This is a genomic window from Serratia ureilytica (genome assembly GCF_017309605.1).
GTDB lineage: Bacteria > Pseudomonadota > Gammaproteobacteria > Enterobacterales > Enterobacteriaceae > Serratia > Serratia ureilytica.
Genome location: NZ_CP071320.1, coordinates 1,837,336 through 1,857,012 on the forward strand (window position 1 = coordinate 1,837,336; position 19,677 = coordinate 1,857,012).

The window sequence follows — 19,677 nt, forward strand, 5'->3', positions numbered from 1 at the left end:
TCATAAGCTCAAGCGTATTTCGCCCCATAGTCATGGCGGCAGTCGCGTTTTACAGTCATCACACCGGAACGGCTCCGCGTCAGGCGGGGCCGGTATCAATCAGTGGGGGAGTGAAGATGCAAACACGCAAATTGGGGCGCGAAGGGCTGGAAGTCTCGGCGTTGGGGTTGGGCTGTATGGGACTGAGCTTTGGTTACGGCCCGGCCACCGACAAACGGCAGGCGGTCGATCTGATCCGTGCCGCGGTTGACGAGGGCGTGACGTTCTTCGATACCGCCGAGATTTATGGTCCGTTCACGAACGAGGAATTGTTGGGCGAAGCGCTGGCGCCGGTGCGCGATCGGGTCGTCATCGCCACCAAGTTCGGTTTCGATCTGCCGCAGCCGGCGGGGCAGCAGGTGTTGAACAGCCGTCCGGAGCATATTCGCCAGGCGGTGGAAGGCTCGTTGAAGCGCCTGCGGATAGAGACGATCGATTTGCTGTATCAGCACCGTGTCGATCCTGAGGTGCCTATCGAGGAGGTGGCCGGTACGGTGCAGCAACTGATTCGCGAAGGGAAAGTGAAGTATTTCGGCCTGTCGGAAGCCGGTGCGCAAACCATTCGGCGAGCTCACGCGGTGCAGCCGGTCACGGCGCTGCAAAGCGAATATTCGCTGTGGTGGCGCGAACCGGAGCGTGAAATCTTGCCGACGCTGGCAGAGCTGGGCATCGGTCTGGTGCCGTTCAGCCCGCTCGGCAAGGGCTTTCTCACCGGCGCCATTACCGAGGACACCACCTTTGACAGCGGCGATTTTCGCAACGTGGTGCCGCGCTTCAGCGCCGAAGCGCGCCGGGCCAATCAGGCGCTGGTGAGCGTGCTGGGGCAGATAGCGCAGCGCAAAGGTGTGACGCCGGCGCAGATCGCCCTGGCCTGGCTGCTGGCCCAGCAGCCGTGGATCGTGCCGATCCCGGGAACCACCAAGCGTCACCGGCTGGAAGAAAACCTTGCGGCGGCGTCGGTGGTGTTGGCGGCGGACGAACTGGGCGAGATCGAGCGTGCGCTCTCCGCTATCGATGTGATCGGCGATCGTTACCCGGCGCATCTGCAGAAGAACGTCGGGCGTTAAGCCCCGGGTCGCAGCGCCTCAATCAGCAGCGCAAAGGCGGTAGTGTGTTGCCTGCGGCTTGGATAATAGAGGTAATAACCGGGAAACGGCGGGCACCAATCGTCCAGCGCCATCAGCAAGCGACCGTCGGCCAGCGGCTCGGCGACGGTATCTTCCGGCACAAAGGCGATGCCGAGGCCGAGCTGCGCGGCGTCGATTCGCTGGCGCAGGCTGTTGAAGGTCAGTTGCCCCTCTACCCGCACTTTAATCTCCCGGCCATCGCGGGCAAATTCCCAGGCGTACAGCCCGCCGAGGGTGGGCAGGCGCATGTTGATGCAGCGATGGTTTTGCAGCGCTTGCGGCGTAGCGGGGAGGCCGTAACGGGCGAAATAGTCAGGGGAGGCGACGGGCACCATGCGCATATCCGGCCCGATGCGCACCGCGACCATGTCCTTCGCTACCTGTTCCCCCAGCCGAATGCCGGCGTCGAATCGCCCGGCGACGATGTCGGTCAGGCTGTTGTCGACGGTGATTTCCACGTTGATATCCGGGTAATCGACGAGAAAAGTGCGCAGCACCGGCCATAGCACCGCATCCACCGCGTGTTCGCCGGCGGTGATGCGGATGTTGCCGGCGGGCCGATCGCGCATTTCACCCAGCGCGTTCAGCTCGTTTTCTATCTCCGCAAAGCGTGGACCAATGCTGTTGAGCAACCGCTCACCGGCCTCGGTGGGGGCGACGCTGCGAGTGGTGCGCGTGAGCAAACGCAGCGCCAGGCGTTCTTCCAGGCCGCGAATAGCGTGGCTGAGCGCCGATTGGGAAACCCCAAGCTGTGCCGCCGCTTTGGTGAAGCTGCGCTCCCTGGCCACCATCAGGAAAGCGATCAGATCGTTAAAGTTTTCTTTCAACATATCGGCACCGAAGAGGAGGGTGAGCGCACTGTCGCGCGTAGATTTATGAATTGAGCTCATAGCTCCTTGCGCATTCTACCCGCTAGTCGCCGGAAAAGCATGGCGCTATCTTGACATCACTCACTCATGATTATCAGCGCCGGCTGTGAGATCCGGCGCGGAGGACACGACAGATGAAAATACAACGCAGCGGTTCTATCCCATCACAGCGCGGTTCGGCGGATTACTTTACCGGGCAGGTACGCATCGACGCGCCGTTCGCCGGTGATGCGCCGGCCAGGGTGGGCGGCGCGACCGTCACCTTCGAACCCGGCGCCCGCACGGCATGGCATACGCATCCGCTCGGCCAGATGCTGATCGTCACTCAGGGGCGCGGGTGGATCCAGATGTGGGGCGAGAAGACGCAGGAGATGCACCCCGGCGATATCGTTTGGATACCGGCCGACGTCAAACACTGGCACGGTGCGACACCGGACACCGCCATGACCCATATCGCCATCGCCGAAGCGGTGGACGGCAGCCCGGTGACCTGGCTGGAGCCGGTCAGCGAGGCGGACTACCGACCATAACGCCGATCAGGCCGGGGGGCTCTGTTCGCAAAACCGCAGGCGGTTGCCGAACGGATCGGTGAGGTTGAGCTCTTTGCCCCAGTCGACAACCTCCAGCCCCGGCCTGGCATAGCGATAGTTTTTGGCCGTGAGCTCCTGGTGCAGCGCGTCGATATCGTGCACCGGGATGAAAATGGCGGCGCCGGGCGTGCTGTCGCCATAGTGTTCGCTCAGGTGCAGCGTCAGCTCTGAGCGGGCGATCTGCATGTACAGCGGCAGATCTTTGCTGAAACGGTGCTCCCACGCCAGCGTGAAACCGAGAAAATCCAGATAAAACTCTTTGGCCTTGTCGACTGAAAAGATACGCAGGATCGGAATGGCGGGGGAGAGCGTCATCATTGTTGACCTCACTGTCGCGTTAGCGGCAGCCGATATGGATATCGGCTGCGTCGGGGCCGGTATAGGCTTCGAAGTCGGTCAGGAAGCGACGTTCGATTTCCGGGTGTTGCTCGAAGTAGGCCCAGATGGCTTGCCAGCCTGCGATAACCGCCGCCGGCATGGCGCCACGGGCCTGGAACACCAGATAGCGGCCGGGTTGGATGTGCAAACCGCTCTCTGCCGCGCTGCCGGCGGTGACGTCAAACGGCCCGCTGGCGTCGGAGGCGTAATTGGAGTAGACCCCGTAAACCGGCATGGCGGGCGACGTGGCGAAAAAGTCTGACCACAGCGCCGGGATTTTAGCCGTCTCGGGCTGGGTTTCGTCCTGATTGGTGGTTCTGATTGTCAGGCCGACGACGTAAAAACCGGGCAGGTGTACCGAGAGAGGCTGCATAGAGGCAATTCCTTTTAACCGCTGAAAAGATGCCTAAAGGTAGCAAAGGCTCCCCAAAACCGCCAGACAGGGCCCCCGCAGACGCGGGGACCCTCGCATCAGGCGTCCAAACCGCCGAGGCACAGGTATTTGATCTCGAGATAGTCTTCGATGCCGTACTTCGAGCCTTCGCGGCCCAAGCCGGAGTGCTTCATGCCGCCGAACGGCGCCACCTCGGTGGAGATCAGCCCTTCGTTGATGCCGACAATGCCGTACTCCAGCGCTTCGGCCACGCGCATCACCCGGCCGATGTCGCGGCTGTAGAAGTAAGCGGCCAGGCCGAACGGCGTGTCGTTGGCCAGTTCGACGGCGTCGGCTTCCTGGCTGAAGCGGATCAGGGGCGCCACCGGGCCGAACGTCTCCTCGCGGAAGATTTTCGCCGTGCGCGGCACGTCGGTCAGGATGGTCGGGCTGAAGAAATTGCCGCCCAGCGCGTCAGGCTTGCCGCCCAGCAGCACCGAGGCGCCGTGCTCGACGGCGTCGGCGATATGCTCGCGCACTTTCTCCACCGCGTCCGGGTTAATCAACGGGCCGATGGTGACGCCGTCATCCAGGCCGTTACCGACTTTCAGCTTGGCGACGGCGGCTTTCAGTTTGGCGGCGAAGGCATCGTATACGCCGTCTTGCACCAGAAAACGGTTGGTGCAGACGCAGGTCTGGCCGGCGTTGCGGTATTTCGAGGCGACCGCGCCGGCCACGGCGGCGTCCAGATCGGCGTCGTCAAACACGATAAACGGCGCGTTGCCGCCCAGCTCCATGCTGGTTTTCTTGATGGTGGGCGCACACTGGGCCAGCAGCTGCGCGCCGACTTCGGTGCTGCCGGTGAAGGAGAGTTTACGTACGTCCGGATTGGCGGTGAGTTCGCCGCCGATGCCTTTGCTGGGGCCGGTGATCACGTTGCATACCCCGGCGGGCAGCCCGGCGCGCTCCGCAAGTACGGCGATCGCCAGCGCCGAGAACGGGGTCTGGCTGGCGGGGCGGATCACCCCGGTGCAGCCCGCCGCCCAGCCGGGGCCGGCTTTGCGGGTGATCATCGCCGCCGGGAAGTTCCACGGAGTGATGGCGGCGAACACGCCGATCGGCTCTTTTTGCACGATGATGCGGCGACCGGCCTGCGGCTGCGGAATGGTGTCGCCATACACCCGCTTGCCTTCCTCGGCGAACCATTCGATAAAGGAGGCGGCATAGGCGATTTCACCGCGGCTTTCGGCCAGCGGTTTGCCCTGTTCCGCCGTCATGATGCGCGCCAGATCCTCCTGATTTTCCATCATCAATTCAAACAGCCGCCGCAGCTTGCCGGCGCGCGCTTTGGCGGTCAGCGCACGCCAGGCGGGCAGCGCCTTTTTGGCGGCGGCGATGGCGCGCGCGGTTTCTTCGGCGCCGAAGGCCGGCACATGGCCGACCAGCTCGCCGTTGGCGGGGTTATGAATGGCGAGCGTGTGGCCTGCTTTGGCCGGCAACCATTGCCCGTCGATGTAATTGGCCTCGCGGAACAGCGTGGGATCCTTGAGGGTAGCGCTGATGCTGGTGCTCATTGGTCTCTTCCTTTGCTGAGTTCAACAGAATGGTCTATCCCATACGGCTACCCTTTACCCTAGCAAATTTTGCCGCCGCCGTTTGTCAAGGTGGCGACAAGATGAGCGTTTTCTTCATGCGCACCTTCTGTACAAAAAACATCCGCCGGCGAGCCGATACTGAAAGAGCAGGCATATGACCCTTTTCGATGTGATTAAAAGGAGTGTGCGAATGATGAAATCAGTGGACAGGCATCTCGCGGCCTACGGCAGCGAAATGGATTTTTTGGCGTCGAGCATTGCCCTGATGGAATGGCAAGGGCGGCAGATTGACGCCGGGCAAGTGGCCGGCAATATGTCGGAGCAGCAAAGCCGCCTGTTCTTTGCGCGGTTGAATTATTTTCGTCAGCTTTATCAGGCCGCATCGGCGGCCGAACACAGCCTGTAATTTCCGATCCAGCCCCGCCGCCGCGGGGCTTTTCATTTCAGCTCAGCGGCGCCACACCCCGGTCGCCAGCGTCGCCGGCGAATACTCCAGATTGCGCCCTCGCCACGGCAGCGCCGCCGCAAAACGCCAGGCGCGGCGCACGTCAAACCGCCAATAGCGTTCCGCCCCTTCGACGCCGGGATCCCCTTCCGCCTGCCAGAGGATTTGCGTTTCCCCCTGCAGATGCAGCACGTCGCCGCGATCGAAATCGATGAACAGCAGCGCCGCCCGCGGTTCGGCGAGCAGATTGCCCAACGTGTTCATGTAGCGGTTGCCGCGAAAGTCCGGCATCCACAGCGTGTCGCCTTCCAGATGGATAAAGCCGGGGCGGCCGCCGCGATGGGAAATATCCACGCCGCCCTGCGGCAGTGTCAGGTGCGCGCAGCTGGCGACGAAGCAGGTGTCCGCGGCGCGGATCAGCGCCTGCGCCGCCGCATCCAGCACGGCCAAATGCTCAACCGGCTGCGGCCGGCTGTCCACCGGGTAGAGTTCGCGGCGCTGAATGTACTGCGGGCAGTTGCCGAAGCTTTGCTGAACGAGGATTTCCACCCGGTTTTTGTCGGTGCGGCCGATGGCGCCGTTGGCGCGGTTGCGCCGCCGGTTGCTGAAATCCAGCCCTAGCGCGCCGACCGGCTTGCCGGGCAGCAACAGCGCCTGGGCGGGATCGTCGCCGCGGCGCGGCGCGCTGATGCGTAAATGCGTGTCGTCCGGCGTGCGTAAAAATCCGGGCGGGCCGGTGAACAGGGTGGCGATGGGCCAGCCTTGTTCATCCAGCGTGGCGACAAACAGGTAGGGCAGCGCGGCGAAAAACGCGCGGTGCTGATCCGGCATCGCGGGGTAGATGCCGCCGCCTACGCCGCCAAACCCGGCCAGCGTCTGTGCGCGCAGCTCATCGGGATGGAACAGTTGCGGGATCATGGCGTCAGCTCCCCGCCGGTTCCGGCAGGGCCGGCATGGCAAAGTAGCCGGGCAGTACAGCGATGCGCGCCGCCCAGCGACGTATCGCAGGGTAAGGCGACAGCGAAATGCCGCCTTCAGCCGCGACCGCCACGTAGCTGTGGCAGGCCAGATCGGCGATGGTGGGGTGTTCGGTGGCCAGGTAGTCCCGCTCGCTCAGATGCTGTTCCATCTGCGGCAGGAAACGATCGCTGACCGCCCGCGCCGCCTGATAGTCCTCCGGCACGGCGAATTGGGCGATCAGTCGGCAGGCCGCCGGGCCGTAGCGGACTTCACCGGCGGCTTTGGAAAGCCAGGCCTGCACTCGCGCCGCCGCGGCCGGCTGTTCCGGCAGCCAGTGGCTGTCCGGCGCATAGCGCTTCACCAGATAGACCAGAATGGCGTTGCTGTCGGCCAGCGTCAGATCGCCATCCTGCAAGACCGGGATCTGGCCGAACGGGTTGAGCCGGCGGAAGGCTGCGCTCTGCCGTACGTCCGCCGAGGCTTCGACCCATGCATAGGGCAGCGCCAGCATGCGCAGCAGCAACGCCACGCGATGAACGTGGCCGGAAAGCGGGGTGCCGTAGAGTGTGATGGTGGACATGGCGTTTCTCCTCAGTGCTTTTTGTCAGCATACTCTTGCGTTGAACGAGCGAAATCCGGCAATGTGGAAATTGATAATTTCACTTTTCGGAAGAATCTATGGATCGGTTAGACGAGTTGGCGATTTTCGTGGCGGTGGTGCAGCAAGGCAGCCTGGCGGCGGCCGGGCGCAAACTGCGGCGTTCGGCGCCGGCGATCACCCGGGCCATCGCCGCGCTGGAACAGCGTTTCGGCACCCGATTGGTGGAGCGCACGACCCGGCGGCTGGCGCCCACCGAGGCGGGTGCGCGGCTGTTGGAGCGCGCGCAACGGCTGCTGCAGGATTATCAGGCGGTGGTGCAGGATACCGCCGAAGCGCAGCTGAGCGGCTTGCTGCGCGTTACCTCGCCGGTGCAGTTCGGCCGCCGGTACGTGGCGCCGGTGGTGATGGCATTTCTCGATGATTACCCGCAGATGCAGATCGAAATGGTATTGAACGATCGCAATCTCGATCTGATTGACGAAGGGTTGGATATCGCGGTGCGCATCGGTCATCTGCAGGACTCTTCCCGCGTGGCGCGGCGGCTGGGGCAGGTCAGCCGGGTGACGGTCGCCAGCCCGGATTACCTGGCGCGCTGCGGTGAACCGCGATCGCCGGCGCAGCTGGCGGAGCACGCCACCATCGTCGGCACCCAGCGGCCGTCGCTGCGCGAATGGCGCTTCGGCCCGCAGGAAAACGGCGAGCGCGTGCGATTGACGCCCCGGCTGTTGCTCAACGACGTGGAAGCGCAACTGCTGGCGGTGCGCGCCGGCAAGGGCGTCGCCCGGTTGCTCTCGTATCAGGTGGCGGACGATTTGGCCGCCGGTACGCTGGTGCGGCTGTTGACGGATCATGAGCCGTTGCCGATGCCGGTACAGCTGGTGGCGCAGCATGCGCAGCACATGCCGCTGAAGGTGCGCGCCTTTTGGGATTATGCATTTGAACGGCTCAGCGCCTTGCCGCAAATTCAGCTGGACGGGCGGGGGAAATAAACGCAACAAGTTTCATGGGTTAAACTTTTTCATTATTCATCAGGTTTTATTTTACCGGGCGCGCATTGCTGATGCGCCCGTCTTGACAATAATGTTGTCGGTGCTAATAGTTAATTCACATCTTAAATAATAAACGAAGTTTAATATATGAAACCACTTGCGGGGAGTTATGACAACGGCGCCACGGTGGATAATGAAGCGGCTATTTTGACTTCATTTCAAACCCGCAGCGCGGCTGTTTATAAACAGACGCGCCATGAAAATAATATTGCTTATGGCAACGGCGAACGTGAAACATTTGATTGGCTCTATTCTGCAAAGCAGCATCAGGGGACGTTAATTTTTATTCACGGCGGCTATTGGCAATTTTGCGATAAGGCGGATTTCGCCTTTATCGCCGCCGGGCCGCTGGCGTTGGGTCTTGACGTGGTGTTGGTGGAATATGCGCTCGCACCGGCGGTGGATCTCGACGAAATATGCCGACAGATCGGAATGGCACTGGATGCCATTCAGCGCCGCCTGCCGCCGCACTACGCCCATCCGGTTTATCTGTGCGGCCATTCCGCCGGCGGGCAGCTGGCGGCGCTCTGGCAGCAGCATGCGTTGGTGGATGCCGTCTTTCCCATCAGCGGCCTGTTCGAGCTGGCGCCGCTGCAACAAAGTTATGTCAATCGGGCGCTGCAGTTGACCACGCGGCAAATTGAAACGCTCAGCCCGGCGCGCCGCCTGCCGACGCGCGGCAAGCCGCTTACGCTGTATTACGGCGCATTGGAGCTGCCGGAACTGAGAGGTCAGTCGCAACACTATCATGCGGCGCTGCGCCAACGCGGGCTGCCGGCTGAACTGGTCGCGGTGCCAGGCGCCAACCATTTCACCATCCTGGATGCGTTGTTCGCCGCCGACGGCGCGCTGCTTCGCCAACTTGACCACCACGGGAACCACTGACATGCGCGAGATTGTAGAGACCGGGCTGCCGGATATCGGCCAGCCTTTTTCCTGGGCCACCCGGGGCGGCGGCATGCTGTTTACCGCCCATGGCCCGGTGCGGGCGGACGGCAGCATCGACACCGGCGCGCCGGAGCGACAGATTGCGCTGACCTTCGATAACCTGGCGCAGACGCTGAAGGCGGCGGGCAGCCACAGCGATAAGGTGCTGCAGGTGATCGTGTATCTTACCGACGTTAACGACGTTAAATGGCTCGATGATATTTACCGGAAATACTTTAATTATCCTTATCCCAATCGCTCCACGGTTATCGTCGAGAAATTGGTGGTGCCCGGAATGAAAATAGAAATTACCGTCAGCGCCATCGCCTGATTTAATTTCTCCTTAAGCCTGTCTTCATATTAATTCAATAACGAGTTAAGGATGCGTCATGTTTAAACAGATTGCACCTTCCGCCGCCGATCCTATTATGTCGCTGATGGAAGCCTATTTGCAGGATCCCAATCCGAAAAAAGTGAATTTAGGCATTGGGCTGTATTACGATCGGCAGGGGAATATTCCGCTGATGCAGGCGGTTGAGGCGGCCGAGCAGCGGTTGCTGGCGCTGCGCCGCCCGCACGGTTATCCGCCGATCGAAGGTTCGCCGCAGTTCGCCCGCCAGGTGCAGGCGCTGCTGTTCGGTGAGCAACAGGCGGCCGAGATCGCCACGGTGCAGACCGTCGGCGGCTCCGGCGCGTTGAAGCTGGCGGCGGATTTTTTGCGCCACTTTCTGGCGCGCGGCGAAATCTGGGTGTCCGATCCTACCTGGGCCAATCACTGGGCGATTTTCGAAGGCGCCGGGCTGCAGGTGAATACCTATCCCTACTTTGATGAAGCGGCGGGCGGCCTGCGTTTCGCCGCCATGCTCGACGCGTTGGACAGCCTGCCGCCCGGCAGCGTGGTCTTGCTGCACCCTTGTTGCCATAACCCGACCGGCACCGATCTGACGGCGGAGCAGTGGCGCGCCACGCTCGCCGTGCTGCAGCGACGCAGCCTGCTGCCGCTGTTCGACATCGCCTATCAGGGCTTCGGCGACGGGCTGGAGGAGGACTGCTTTGCATTGCGCGAAGCGCTGAAAACCGATCTGCCGTTTTTGGTCTGCAATTCGTTTTCCAAAAACGTCGCGCTGTACGGCCAGCGTCTGGGCGCGCTGTCGGTGCGCTGCGCCGACGCGGAAAATGCCGCCAACGTCAAAGGGGCGTTAAAAACGCTGATCCGCCGCAGCTACTCCTGCCCGCCGACGCACGGCAGCCAGATCGTGGAAACCCTGCTTGGCGATGCCGAACTCGGCGAGCTTTGGCGCGATGAGCTGGCGGAAATGCGCTCGCGCATCAAGCAAATGCGTGAACAGCTGGCCGCCGGGCTGGCGCAGGGCGGCTCTTCGCTGGATCACCGGCGCATACGCGATCAGCGCGGCATGTTCAGCTATACCGGCCTGAACGAAGCGCAGCTGCAGACCCTGCGGCAGCGCTATGCCATCTATCTGGTCTCGCCCGGCCGCATGTGCCTGCCAGGGCTTAACCCCGGCAACATTGACTACGTGACCGCCGCGATCCTCGACGTCACCCGCACCGCCTAACTCCGCTCGGGAGCACAGCCATGCCACAGATGAATGATTTTGAGCATATCGCCCGCCGCCAGGGCGGGTTGAACAAGCATCTTACCGCCGGGCAGATGTCGATGCTGGCGATCGGCGGCGCCATCGGCACCGGGCTGTTTCTCGGCAGCGCCTACGCCATCCAGATGGCGGGGCCGTCGGTATTGCTGAGCTACCTGATCGGCGGCGTCATTGCGCTGCTGCTGATGGGCAGCCTGGCGGAAATGACCTCCGAACACCCGACGCCCGGCTCGTTCGGCGACTACGCCGAATTCTACCTCGGCCCGCTGTTCGGTTTTCTGGTGCGTTACTCTTACTGGTCCTGCGTGGTGCTGGCGGTGGGCACCGAAGTCACCGCCATCGGCATGTACATGCAGTTCTGGTTCCCGGCGACGCCGACCTGGCCGTGGGTGCTGCTGTTCTCGGCGGCGGTGATCGTCGTTAACGTGATCGGCGTGAAATCGTTCGGCCAGGTGGAATACGCGCTGTCCACCGTCAAAGTGACGGCGATCGTGGCGTTTATTCTGATCGGCATCGGCATTCTGGCGTTCTCGGGCAACCCGGCCTATGGTCTGCGCAACCTGACCGCCGGCGGCTTTATGCCGTTTGGCGTCAAGGGCATGTGGTTCGCGGTGATCGTGTCCATCTTCAGCTACCTGAGCATTGAAATGATCGCGGTGGCCGCCGGCGAGGCGAAGAATCCGGTGATTGCGGTGAAGGCGGCGTTCAAGGGCACCATCGTGCGGCTGTTCATCTTCTACATGCTGTCGATCGCCCTGATGCTGGCCATCGTGCCCTGGCGCCAGTCCGGCACCGGCGAAAGCCCGTTCCTGATGGCGATGAACGTGATCCATCTGCCCGCCGCCGCCGGTATTTTCAACTTTATCGTGCTGGTAGCGGCGCTGTCGGCAATGAACAGCCAGCTGTATATCACCACTCGCATGATGTTCTCGCTGTCGCGCGCCGGGCAGGCGCCGGCGGCGTTGGGGCGCGTCAGCCGGCGCGGTATTCCGGTCAATGCGCTGGCGATGTCGTGCATCGGTATCGTGGTGTCTATCGTGCTGAGCCTGGTGGCGCCGGAAACCTCGTTCGCCGCCATGATGTCTATCTCGGTGTATGGCGCCTGCTTTACCTGGCTGATGATTTTCGTCACCCACCTGTTCTTCCGCCGCCGGCATCGGCAGACCCACCTGAAGTTTCGCATGTGGGGCTTTCCCTATACCACCTTGCTCGGCGCCGGGCTGATGACGGCGTTGATGATCTCGACGGCGTTTACCGAATTCTTCCGCATGACGCTGTGGTTCGGTATTCCGTTCACTTTGCTGCTGGTGGCGGCTTATCACTTCCAGAGCCGCCGCGCGGCTACGCCGTCGCCGTTCAAGGCGCCGGAGGTGGAGTAATAAGGGGAGGGGCTGAGGCGCATCTCAGCCCCGGGGATTAAAGCTGGCTTTTCGGGATCAGGTGGTCGCCGAAGCTCAGGCGACGGCGGCCCGGCTCGATTTCGGTCAGCGGTGCCACTTCGTGCAGCGAGGATTTGCAGCGCTGCACCAAATCCTGATACTCGCGGGTGCCGGCGATCTTCCAGGCCAGCTCCTGTTCGGTCAGATCGCGCAGCACGCGCGCCGGGCTGCCGACCACCAGCTTGTTGGCTTCGATCACCGCCGCGGCTTTGACGAACGCCATCGCGCCGACGATGGTGTTCTCGCCGATCTCCGCACCGTCCATCACCACCGCGTTCATGCCCACCATCGCGTTGCGGCGAATGCGGCAGCCGTGCAGGATGGCGCCGTGGCCGATATGGCCGTCTTCTTCCACCACCGTGTCCTGCTGCGGGAAGCCGTGCATCACGCAGTTGTCCTGAATGTTGGCGCCGTCGCAGATCACCAGGCGGCCAAAATCGCCGCGCAGGCTGGCGTTCGGGCCGATATACACGTGTTTGCCGACGATCACGTCGCCAATCAGCACCGCCGTCGGGTGCACGTAACTGCTGGGGTCAACGACCGGCGTCAGGCCGTCAATCTGATACACAGGCATAGCGTGAGTTCCTTAACATGTAGGGTCGCGCGGCAGGCCGCCGAAGCGCCGATAGTAGCCGGCGGCCGGCGCGGGCAGGGCGCCGATGGTGGTCTCCGCCAGCGCGCTGACGTAGTCCGTCGCGGCGCGATCGACCTGCTGATAGAGATTGATGCACAGATTGCGGGCGATCTGGCCCTCCCACTGGGCGGGCAGCAGCGCGTCCGGCAGCAGCGGATCTTTCAACACCACGCGACGGAAGAAGTGAATCAATAATAGCTTAATCTGGAAACAGCGCAGCGGCGTCAGCGCCGCCGGGTCGACTTCGCGCAGCAGCGCCATCAGCGGCCGGAAAGAGACGATAAACTCATGATAACCGGCCGCTACCTCGCTCAATGACCAGCAGTCGGCCACCAGTTTCTGCAGCGTTTGCTCGGAGCGATTGTAGGGGTAATCGGCGCGGAAGTAGATCACCTGCTCGCTGGCGTTCAATTCGCCGAGCAGCGCCGTCACGTCGGTTTGCGCATGGGTGGGGGCGGCCATCAGGTTGTTGGCGATCTGCCCGAACCCGAGCCAGCCCAGCTCTTTTTTCAGCCGCGCGCGCGCGTTTTTTTCGGCGCATTCCAGTAGCAACAGCTCCCATTTGCCGTCCCAGGCGGGCTGCTCGCGCAGATAGATCTTCGATTCGGCGTGGCGGAACTGGCGCATGCCCTGCTCGGTCACGCGGTAGAAGCTGCGGCGGCCGATTTTCTCCACCGCCAGCCACCCCTCTTTCTGCAGGCGGAACACCGAGGTGCGCACGAAGCGATCGCCGAAACCGAAGGCCTCCAGCAGCGCGCTCAGGCTGCCGAGCCATACTTCGCCGCCGCGGTGGCTGAGCGCGTCGCCGTACAGCGAAATGATCAGCGACGTGCCGCTGATCGGCTGGGCGTCGACGGCATGGCGAATGAACTCATCCAGTTTATGTTCCATATTTTTCCATGGGTTAGCCTTCGATGAGCCACAACATTAACATAATTTGGGGCGGCGTCATCCGTGACGCCGTGCGCCTCAGCGCGGCCGCAGATCGACCACGCGCTGCGCCTTGCCTTCCGAGCGCGGAATATCGCCGCAGTTGGCGATGCTGACGTCGGTGCTGACGCCCACGATCGATTTTATGTGGTGGCGCAGCTGGTGGCAGATATCGCAACGCTGCTGATGGCTGAGGCTGAGCGCCGATTCTTTCAGCTCGACGCGCACCGCCAGCGTGTCCAGATGCCCGCTGCGGCTGACCTGCAGTTGATAGTGCGGCGACAGCTGCTCGAACTGCATGATCTGTTCTTCCACCTGCGACGGGAAGACGTTGACACCGCGGATGATCAGCATGTCGTCGGAGCGGCCGGTGATCTTGCCCATGCGGCGCATCTGGCGCGCGTCGCCCGGCAGCAGCCGGGTGAGATCGCGGGTGCGGTAGCGGATCACCGGCAGCGCCTCTTTGGTCAGGGTGGTGAACACCAGTTCGCCGTGCTCGCCGTCCGGCAGGGCGATGCCGGTTTCCGGGCAGATGATCTCCGGCAGGAAGTGGTCTTCCCAAATGGTAGGGCCGCCGCCGCTTTCCAGACATTCCATCGCCACGCCCGGCCCCATCACCTCCGACAGGCCGTAAATATCCAGCGCCTTGATGCCCATGCGGGTTTCGATTTCGTGGCGCAGGGCTTCGGTCCAGGGTTCGGCGCCGAACACGCCGAGCCGCAGCGAGCAGCCGCGCGCGTCGCCGCCCATTTTGCGCTCCAGTTCATCGATCAGCGTCAGGCAGTAGGACGGCGTCACCATGATGATGTCGGGTTTGAAATCGAGGATCAGCTGCGCCTGGCGTTCCGTCTGCCCGCCGGACATCGGGATCACCGTGGCGCCGAGCCGCTCCGCGCCGTAGTGCGCCCCCAGGCCGCCGGTAAACAGGCCGTAACCGTAGGCGACGTGCACCTTGTCTTTGGCGGTGGCGCCGCCGGCGCGCAGGCAGCGGGCGACGATATCGGCCCAGTTATCGATGTCGCGCTGGGTGTAGCCCACCACCGTCGGGCGGCCGGTGGTGCCCGAGGAGGCGTGGATGCGCACCACCTGTTCCATCGGCACCGCGAAGGTGTCGAACGGGTAGTTGTCGCGCAGATCCTGCTTGGTGGTGTAGGGGAAGCGCGCCAGATCGCTCAGCTGCTTAAGATCGTCGGGGTGTACGCCCGCCTGATCGAACTTGCGCTTGTACATCGGCACATTGTCGTAGGCGTGGTGCAGCGTCCACTTCAAACGCGCCAACTGCAACGCTTCAATCTCATCGCGCGAGGCGAATTCGATCGTTTCGAGGGGCTGTGGATTTATTGTCATGGTTAGCCTCAGGGGTCAGACACGCTCAATGATCATGGCGATGCCTTGGCCCACGCCGATGCACATGGTGCACAGAGCGTAGCGGCCGGCTCGCCGTTCCAGTTCAAACAGGGCGGCCAGCGCCAGGCGCGCGCCGCTCATGCCCAGCGGGTGCCCCAGAGCGATCGCGCCGCCGTTGGGGTTGACCTGCGGGGCATCGTCCGGCAGGCCAAGCTGGCGCATCACCGCCAACGCCTGGGCGGCGAACGCTTCGTTCAGTTCGATGACGTCCATCTGCGCCAGGCTCAGCCCGGCGATCTCCAGCACCTTGCGGGTGGCCGGCAGCGGGCCGATGCCCATCAGCCGCGGCTCCACGCCGCAGGTGGCGGTGGCAAGGATGCGCGCGCGCGGCGTCAGGCCCTGGCGCGCCGCCATCGCTTCGGAGGCGACGATCAGCGCGGCCGCGCCGTCGTTCAGCCCCGAGGCGTTGCCGGCGGTGACGCTGCCGGGCTGACGGAACGGGGTTTTCAGCGCCTGCAGCTGATCGAAGGTGGTGTCGGCGCGCGGGTGTTCATCCTGGCTGAACAGGGTGACTGCGCCTTTTTTACCGGTGAGGCTGACCGGCGCTATCTCCTGCGCCAGGTGGCCCAGCGCCTGCGCCCGGGCGGCGCGCTGCTGGCTGCGCAGCGCAAAGGCGTCCTGATCGGCACGGCTGATGTTGAACTGCGCCGCGACGTTTTCGGCGGTCTCCGGCATCGAATCGGTACCGAACTCGGCCTGCATGCGCGGGTTGACGAAGCGCCAGCCGAGGGTGGTGTCGTACAGCTGCGCCTGGCGGCTGAAGGCGCTGTCGGCCTTGCCCATCACCAGCGGCGCGCGGGTCATCGATTCCGCGCCGCCCGCCAGCAGCAGCCCGGCGTCGCCGGCCTTGATGCTGCGCGCCGCCATCGCCAGCGCATCCAGGCCCGAACCGCACAGGCGGTTCACCGTGGTGCCGGAAACGCCGACCGGTAGCCCGGCCAGCAGCAATGCCATACGCGCCAGGTTGCGGTTGTCTTCCCCGGCCTGGTTGGCGCAGCCGAGGATCACATCGTCCAGCTGCGCCCAATCCACCTGTGGATAGCGCTCCAGCAGCACGCGCAGCGGCAGGGCGGCGAGATCGTCGGCCCTCACCTGGGCCAGCGCGCCGCCATAGCGGCCGATCGGGGTGCGCACGCCGTCGCAGATAAATGCCTGATTCATGCCTGATCTCCTAAAATGCTGTGACCGAGGCGGTGCGCGCGGCCGCGAAACCAGGCGACGGTTTTGCCCTGTTGATTGACGATTTCGACGTCATACAGCCCGGTGGCTTTGCCCTGATGGCGCATCTGCGCGCTGGCGGTGAGGCGATCGCCGGCCAGCGCCGGGCGGACGAAGTCGATGCTGCAGCCGGAAGCCACCGCCGCCAGCCCCTGGCTGTTACAGGCGTAGGCGAAGGCGGTATCCGCCAGGCTGAACAGCTGGCCGCCATGGCAAGTCTGGTGGCCATTGAGCATCTGCGGGCCGACGGTCATGCTGACCTGCGCGTACCCTACGTCGACGGCATCGATGTGCATCCCCATCGCCTGAGCGCAGGTATCTTGCTGGAACATCTGTTCGGCGCAGCGCTGAGCCAGCGCGCGCGGCGTATTGGCGTTCATTGTTCGGCTCCTGAGAAAGAGGCGGGGGAAGCGTAGCGGCGCAGCAGCGGCATCGGGCGATAGCGGGCCTCGCCGTAATAGCGTTGCAGGTTTTCCAGCGTCGTCAGGATGTGGCGCCAGCCGAGCGCGGCGCCCCAGGCGAGCGGGCCGCGCGGATAGTTGACCCCGCGCAGCATCGCCAGATCGGTATCCTCGGCGCTGGCGACGCCTTTGTTCACCACGTCGAGCGCTTCGTTGGCCAGCATGGCCAGGGTGCGCATCGTTAGCAGGCCGGGGTAATCCGGCAACGGGATGACGCGTTTGCCGAGGGACTGCAGCAGACGGATCGCTTTGGCATTGTGTTGCGCGCCGTTTTGCGCCGCGCAGCTGATGGCGATGGCGGAGGCATGCGCATAGTCGGCACAGAGATCGAACAGCACCACGGGCATTCCACGTTCGTCGGCCAGTTGGCCGGCGGTTTTACCATTGGTTAACATCAGTGTAACGTCGTCGATCGTGACGTGCGGGCTGGTCTGGCCAGGTTGTTTGATCGCCCCCGCATTTTCGCTTAACAGCTGCGCCAAATCGGCCAGCGAAGACCAGTCGCCGTGCAGCGTAACGCGCTGCGGCAGCGCGGCCTGCGCCGGTGGCGCAAAGGCGATCATCTCTGCGGTGGGGCGTTGCGCGTCGTAGCGGTAGAAGCCGCGGCCGGATTTGCGGCCGAGGCGCCCGGCGGCCACCAGCTCCTGCTGCACCAGCGAGGGGGTGAAGCGCGGATCCTGGTAGAAGGCCTGATACACCGAGTCGGTCACGGCGTAATTGACGTCCTGGCCGATCAGATCGGTCAACTGCAGCGGGCCCATGGCGAAACCGCCGGCGTCGCGCATTACCGCATCCAGGGTGGCGGCGTCGGCCACCCGTTCTTCCAGCGCGCGCAAGCTTTCGGCGTAGAACGGCCGCGCCACGCGGTTGACGATGAATCCCGGCGTCGAGCGGCACACGACGCTCTGCTTACCCCAGCGCTGCGCCAGGGCTTGCAGCGCGGCGAGGGTCTCGGCCCCGGTCTCCAGACCGCTGACGATCTCCACCAGCTTCATCAGCGGTGCCGGGTTGAAGAAGTGCAGCCCGGCCATGCGCTGTGGGTGTTGCAAGGCGCCGGCGATGGCGGTGATCGACAGCGAGGAAGTATTGCTGGCGAACAGCGCCGTGGGCGAGCAGACCGCTTCCAGATCGCGGAACAGGCTCTGCTTGATCGCCAGATTTTCCGCCACCGCTTCAATCACCAGCGCGCTGTCGGCCAGTTGCTCGAGCGAATCGGCGCGTTCGAGACGCGCCAGCAGCGCCTCGGTGGTGTTTGCGTCGGCCTTGCCGCCGTCGACCCGCTGCCGCAGGCGGCGAGCGAGTTCGTCGATCGCGCGCTGGGCGGCGGCGGGGGCGATATCGAACAGCCGCACCGGGTGACCGGCGGCGGCGGCCACCTGCGCAATGCCGATGCCCATGGTGCCGGCGCCGATCACCGCCACCTGGCCGTTAAGAAGGGGCGCGTTCATGGCTATTTCCCGCTGAAGTTTGGCGTGCGTTTGGCGAAGAACGCGCTGACGCCTTCGCGGTAGTCGTCGCTGCGGCCGCCCAATCGCTGCAGATCGCGCTCCAGATCGAGTTGTTGATCGAGGCTGTTGGTGGCCGAACTGTAGATGGCTTTCTTGATTAGCCCCAGACCGTAAGTCGGCTGGGTGGCCAGATGGCGCGCCAGCGTTTGCGTGCGGTCGGCCAATTCATCCGCCGGCACCACCTGCCAGATCATGCCCCACTCCAGCGCCTGTTGGGCGCTGATTTTGTCGCCCAGCATGGCCATGCCCATCGCGCGGGCGTGGCCGGCCAGCCGCGGCAGGAACCAGCTGCCGCCGGAATCCGGCACCAGCCCCAGGCGGCAGAACGACTGAATAAAGCCGGCGTTGTCGGCGGCGATGACGATGTCGCACGCCAGAGCCAGCGCGGCGCCGGCGCCGGCCGCCACGCCGTTGACCGCGCACACCACCGGTTTGGGCAGGGCGGTCAGGCGGCGGATCAGGGGGTTGTAGAAACGTTCGACCGACAGGCCGAGGTCCGGCGCCTGTTGATCGGCGCTGACGTTGCGATCGTTGAGATCCTGCCCGGCGCAGAAACCGCGGCCGGCGCCGGCGATCAGCAGGCAGCGCACGTTGTCGTCGCGTTCGGCTTGCGTCAGCGCTTCGCTCAGTTGGCGATGCATCTCGTCGTTAAAGCTGTTGAGCCGATCCGGCCGGTTGAGGGTCAGCGTCAACACGCCGGCCTCGAGATGACTGAGAATCAATGCGTTATCCATAAATCAGCGCCCCTGATAGTTTGGCGTACGTTTTTCGAAAAAGGCGGCGATGCCTTCGCGGCGATCGTCGGTGGCGGCCAGGGTGACGAACTGCTGACGCTCCATCGCCAGCCCCTGGCTAAGGCCGGTTTCCTCGGCCTGTTTCAGCGCCTGCTTGGCGGCGCGCAGCGCCAGCGGCGCCTGACGGCTGATGCGATCGGCAATCTGCTGCGTGCGCTCCAGCGTCAGGGCATCGACGCACACTTCGCTGATAAGGCCAGCCTGCAGCGCGGTGCGGGCGTCGATGGCTTCGCCGGTCAGCACCATCTGGCTGGCGCGCGACTTGCCGACGCAGCGGATCAGGCGCTGGGTGCCTCCGGCCCCCGGCATCAGGCCGAGGGTGATCTCCGGCAGGCCGAAGCGGGCGCTTTCGCCGCCGATAACGATGTCGCAGGCCAGCGCCAACTCGCAGCCGGCGCCCAGGGCATAGCCGTTCACCGCCGCCAGCAGCGGCTTGCTGAACTGCGCCAGCCGCTGCCACAGCTGCGGACGGCGATCCGCCAGCGCGGCCGGCAGATCCTGCCGTTGCAGCTCGTGCAGATCGGCCCCGGCGGCAAAGAAACGCGCCGCGCCGGCGATCACCACGGCGCCCACGCCGCTGTCGGCATCGGCCTGATCCAGCAGAAACACCAGCTGCTCCAGGCAAGGGGTGCTCAGGGCGTTGCGCGCCTCCGGGCGGTGCAGCGTCAGCGTGACCACGCGGTGCTGCTGCTGACGCAAAATAAAGGGGGTATCCAT

22 protein-coding genes are annotated in these 19,677 nt (G+C 64.0%); 8 read left to right on the top strand and 14 right to left on the bottom strand.

The genetic code is table 11. From position 1 onward, the window contains the following. Positions 1–116 precede the first annotated feature (116 nt). Positions 117–1,106 carry an aldo/keto reductase gene (locus tag J0X03_RS08450; protein ID WP_103100997.1) on the top strand — a complete coding sequence of 330 codons (990 nt, stop codon included), beginning with the start codon at positions 117–119 and terminating at the stop codon, positions 1,104–1,106. Here the strand turns inward: J0X03_RS08450 and J0X03_RS08455 are convergent. Further along, complete coding sequence (locus J0X03_RS08455) at positions 1,103–1,996, bottom strand: LysR family transcriptional regulator (RefSeq protein ID WP_101453176.1); 894 nt, start codon at positions 1,994–1,996, stop codon at positions 1,103–1,105. The genes J0X03_RS08450 and J0X03_RS08455 overlap by 4 nt on opposite strands. Positions 1,997–2,169: 173 nt before the next feature. On the opposite strand from J0X03_RS08455, the gene J0X03_RS08460 reads away from it, so the two are divergent. Then, positions 2,170–2,565: a (R)-mandelonitrile lyase gene (locus J0X03_RS08460; protein ID WP_129992883.1), complete on the top strand. Its 396-nt coding sequence runs from the start codon at positions 2,170–2,172 to the stop codon at positions 2,563–2,565. Positions 2,566–2,571: 6 nt separating this feature from the next. On the opposite strand, the gene J0X03_RS08465 is transcribed toward J0X03_RS08460, so the two are convergent. From J0X03_RS08465 to gabD, 3 genes are all read right to left on the bottom strand, one after another. Beyond that, the gene (locus tag J0X03_RS08465; RefSeq protein ID WP_033644308.1) at positions 2,572–2,940 is read right to left on the bottom strand and encodes a glyoxalase superfamily protein; all 369 of its coding nucleotides are present in this window, start codon (positions 2,938–2,940) and stop codon (positions 2,572–2,574) included. A gap of 22 nt (positions 2,941–2,962) precedes the next feature. Continuing rightward, positions 2,963–3,376 (bottom strand): GyrI-like domain-containing protein, encoded by a 414-nt coding sequence (locus J0X03_RS08470; RefSeq protein ID WP_033643629.1) that lies wholly within the window; start codon positions 3,374–3,376, stop codon positions 2,963–2,965. Between the two features lie 98 nt (positions 3,377–3,474). Then, complete coding sequence (gene gabD / locus J0X03_RS08475) at positions 3,475–4,950, bottom strand: NADP-dependent succinate-semialdehyde dehydrogenase (RefSeq protein WP_160204391.1); 1,476 nt, start codon at positions 4,948–4,950, stop codon at positions 3,475–3,477. Between the two features lie 211 nt (positions 4,951–5,161). On the opposite strand from gabD, the gene J0X03_RS08480 reads away from it, so the two are divergent. Continuing rightward, on the top strand, positions 5,162–5,377 hold the full coding sequence (locus J0X03_RS08480) for a glycogen synthase (protein ID WP_004935234.1): 216 nt from the start codon (positions 5,162–5,164) through the stop codon (positions 5,375–5,377). A 42-nt stretch (positions 5,378–5,419) separates the two neighbouring features. Here J0X03_RS08480 and J0X03_RS08485 read toward each other — a convergent pair whose 3' ends face one another. Together J0X03_RS08485 and J0X03_RS08490 are read right to left on the bottom strand one after the other, a co-directional pair. Continuing rightward, positions 5,420–6,334 carry a pyridoxamine 5'-phosphate oxidase family protein gene (locus J0X03_RS08485; RefSeq protein WP_033650796.1) on the bottom strand — a complete coding sequence of 305 codons (915 nt, stop codon included), beginning with the start codon at positions 6,332–6,334 and terminating at the stop codon, positions 5,420–5,422. Between the two features lie 4 nt (positions 6,335–6,338). After that, positions 6,339–6,956, bottom strand: a complete 618-nt coding sequence (locus tag J0X03_RS08490; RefSeq protein WP_060660543.1) for a glutathione S-transferase family protein — start codon at positions 6,954–6,956, stop codon at positions 6,339–6,341. A gap of 98 nt (positions 6,957–7,054) precedes the next feature. On the opposite strand from J0X03_RS08490, the gene J0X03_RS08495 reads away from it, so the two are divergent. From J0X03_RS08495 to J0X03_RS08515, 5 genes are all read left to right on the top strand, one after another. Further along, the gene (locus J0X03_RS08495; RefSeq protein ID WP_160204390.1) at positions 7,055–7,966 is read left to right on the top strand and encodes a LysR family transcriptional regulator; all 912 of its coding nucleotides are present in this window, start codon (positions 7,055–7,057) and stop codon (positions 7,964–7,966) included. Between the two features lie 147 nt (positions 7,967–8,113). Next, positions 8,114–8,911 (top strand): alpha/beta hydrolase, encoded by a 798-nt coding sequence (locus tag J0X03_RS08500; protein ID WP_046687378.1) that lies wholly within the window; start codon positions 8,114–8,116, stop codon positions 8,909–8,911. A gap of 1 nt (position 8,912) precedes the next feature. Then, positions 8,913–9,284: a RidA family protein gene (locus J0X03_RS08505; RefSeq protein WP_033643621.1), complete on the top strand. Its 372-nt coding sequence runs from the start codon at positions 8,913–8,915 to the stop codon at positions 9,282–9,284. A gap of 58 nt (positions 9,285–9,342) precedes the next feature. Next, positions 9,343–10,530 (top strand): amino acid aminotransferase, encoded by a 1,188-nt coding sequence (locus tag J0X03_RS08510; RefSeq protein ID WP_160204389.1) that lies wholly within the window; start codon positions 9,343–9,345, stop codon positions 10,528–10,530. Positions 10,531–10,550: 20 nt separating this feature from the next. Further along, a complete protein-coding gene (locus tag J0X03_RS08515) occupies positions 10,551–11,948 on the top strand; it encodes an amino acid permease (protein WP_046687376.1) in 1,398 nt (465 codons plus the stop codon). Between the two features lie 37 nt (positions 11,949–11,985). Here the strand turns inward: J0X03_RS08515 and paaY are convergent, their stop codons facing one another. From paaY to paaF, 8 genes are all read right to left on the bottom strand, one after another. Further along, positions 11,986–12,582, bottom strand: coding sequence for a phenylacetic acid degradation protein PaaY (gene paaY, locus J0X03_RS08520; protein ID WP_033643617.1), 597 nt, complete (start codon positions 12,580–12,582; stop codon positions 11,986–11,988). 12 nt (positions 12,583–12,594) lie between these two features. Beyond that, positions 12,595–13,533, bottom strand: coding sequence for a phenylacetic acid degradation operon negative regulatory protein PaaX (paaX, locus tag J0X03_RS08525; protein WP_046687375.1), 939 nt, complete (start codon positions 13,531–13,533; stop codon positions 12,595–12,597). A 78-nt stretch (positions 13,534–13,611) separates the two neighbouring features. Further along, a complete protein-coding gene (gene paaK, locus J0X03_RS08530; protein ID WP_016927188.1) occupies positions 13,612–14,919 on the bottom strand; it encodes a phenylacetate--CoA ligase PaaK in 1,308 nt (435 codons plus the stop codon). A 15-nt stretch (positions 14,920–14,934) separates the two neighbouring features. After that, positions 14,935–16,140: a 3-oxoadipyl-CoA thiolase gene (gene pcaF, locus J0X03_RS08535; protein ID WP_089194910.1), complete on the bottom strand. Its 1,206-nt coding sequence runs from the start codon at positions 16,138–16,140 to the stop codon at positions 14,935–14,937. Then, positions 16,137–16,577, bottom strand: coding sequence for a hydroxyphenylacetyl-CoA thioesterase PaaI (gene paaI, locus J0X03_RS08540; protein ID WP_033643614.1), 441 nt, complete (start codon positions 16,575–16,577; stop codon positions 16,137–16,139). Before paaI ends, pcaF begins: the two co-directional genes overlap by 4 nt. After that, positions 16,574–18,106 carry a 3-hydroxyacyl-CoA dehydrogenase gene (locus J0X03_RS08545; RefSeq protein ID WP_046687373.1) on the bottom strand — a complete coding sequence of 511 codons (1,533 nt, stop codon included), beginning with the start codon at positions 18,104–18,106 and terminating at the stop codon, positions 16,574–16,576. Before J0X03_RS08545 ends, paaI begins: the two co-directional genes overlap by 4 nt. A 2-nt stretch (positions 18,107–18,108) precedes the next feature. Next, positions 18,109–18,900 (bottom strand): 2-(1,2-epoxy-1,2-dihydrophenyl)acetyl-CoA isomerase PaaG, encoded by a 792-nt coding sequence (paaG, locus tag J0X03_RS08550; protein WP_047025413.1) that lies wholly within the window; start codon positions 18,898–18,900, stop codon positions 18,109–18,111. A gap of 3 nt (positions 18,901–18,903) precedes the next feature. Then, entirely contained in the window at positions 18,904–19,677 is a 774-nt protein-coding gene (paaF, locus tag J0X03_RS08555; RefSeq protein ID WP_033643611.1) for a 2,3-dehydroadipyl-CoA hydratase PaaF, read from the bottom strand.

Bases quoted from the DNA above. Each gene is read 5' to 3' on its own strand.
- paaY (WP_033643617.1), bottom strand. From the start codon at position 12,582: ATGCCTGTGTATCAGATTGACGGCCTGACGCCGGTCGTTGACCCCAGC.
- paaG (WP_047025413.1), bottom strand. From the start codon at position 18,900: ATGGATAACGCATTGATTCTCAGTCATCTCGAGGCCGGCGTGTTGACG.
- J0X03_RS08460 (WP_129992883.1), top strand. From the start codon at position 2,170: ATGAAAATACAACGCAGCGGTTCTATCCCATCACAGCGCGGTTCGGCG.
- J0X03_RS08490 (WP_060660543.1), bottom strand. From the start codon at position 6,956: ATGTCCACCATCACACTCTACGGCACCCCGCTTTCCGGCCACGTTCAT.
- J0X03_RS08545 (WP_046687373.1), bottom strand. From the start codon at position 18,106: ATGAACGCGCCCCTTCTTAACGGCCAGGTGGCGGTGATCGGCGCCGGC.
- J0X03_RS08505 (WP_033643621.1), top strand. From the start codon at position 8,913: ATGCGCGAGATTGTAGAGACCGGGCTGCCGGATATCGGCCAGCCTTTT.
- J0X03_RS08500 (WP_046687378.1), top strand. From the start codon at position 8,114: ATGAAACCACTTGCGGGGAGTTATGACAACGGCGCCACGGTGGATAAT.
- paaK (WP_016927188.1), bottom strand. From the start codon at position 14,919: ATGACAATAAATCCACAGCCCCTCGAAACGATCGAATTCGCCTCGCGC.
- gabD (WP_160204391.1), bottom strand. From the start codon at position 4,950: ATGAGCACCAGCATCAGCGCTACCCTCAAGGATCCCACGCTGTTCCGC.
- J0X03_RS08465 (WP_033644308.1), bottom strand. From the start codon at position 2,940: ATGACGCTCTCCCCCGCCATTCCGATCCTGCGTATCTTTTCAGTCGAC.
- J0X03_RS08485 (WP_033650796.1), bottom strand. From the start codon at position 6,334: ATGATCCCGCAACTGTTCCATCCCGATGAGCTGCGCGCACAGACGCTG.
- J0X03_RS08510 (WP_160204389.1), top strand. From the start codon at position 9,343: ATGTTTAAACAGATTGCACCTTCCGCCGCCGATCCTATTATGTCGCTG.
- J0X03_RS08450 (WP_103100997.1), top strand. From the start codon at position 117: ATGCAAACACGCAAATTGGGGCGCGAAGGGCTGGAAGTCTCGGCGTTG.
- pcaF (WP_089194910.1), bottom strand. From the start codon at position 16,140: ATGAATCAGGCATTTATCTGCGACGGCGTGCGCACCCCGATCGGCCGC.
- J0X03_RS08480 (WP_004935234.1), top strand. From the start codon at position 5,162: ATGATGAAATCAGTGGACAGGCATCTCGCGGCCTACGGCAGCGAAATG.
- paaI (WP_033643614.1), bottom strand. From the start codon at position 16,577: ATGAACGCCAATACGCCGCGCGCGCTGGCTCAGCGCTGCGCCGAACAG.
- paaF (WP_033643611.1), bottom strand. From the start codon at position 19,677: ATGGATACCCCCTTTATTTTGCGTCAGCAGCAGCACCGCGTGGTCACG.
- J0X03_RS08455 (WP_101453176.1), bottom strand. From the start codon at position 1,996: ATGTTGAAAGAAAACTTTAACGATCTGATCGCTTTCCTGATGGTGGCC.
- J0X03_RS08470 (WP_033643629.1), bottom strand. From the start codon at position 3,376: ATGCAGCCTCTCTCGGTACACCTGCCCGGTTTTTACGTCGTCGGCCTG.
- J0X03_RS08515 (WP_046687376.1), top strand. From the start codon at position 10,551: ATGCCACAGATGAATGATTTTGAGCATATCGCCCGCCGCCAGGGCGGG.
- paaX (WP_046687375.1), bottom strand. From the start codon at position 13,533: ATGGAACATAAACTGGATGAGTTCATTCGCCATGCCGTCGACGCCCAG.
- J0X03_RS08495 (WP_160204390.1), top strand. From the start codon at position 7,055: ATGGATCGGTTAGACGAGTTGGCGATTTTCGTGGCGGTGGTGCAGCAA.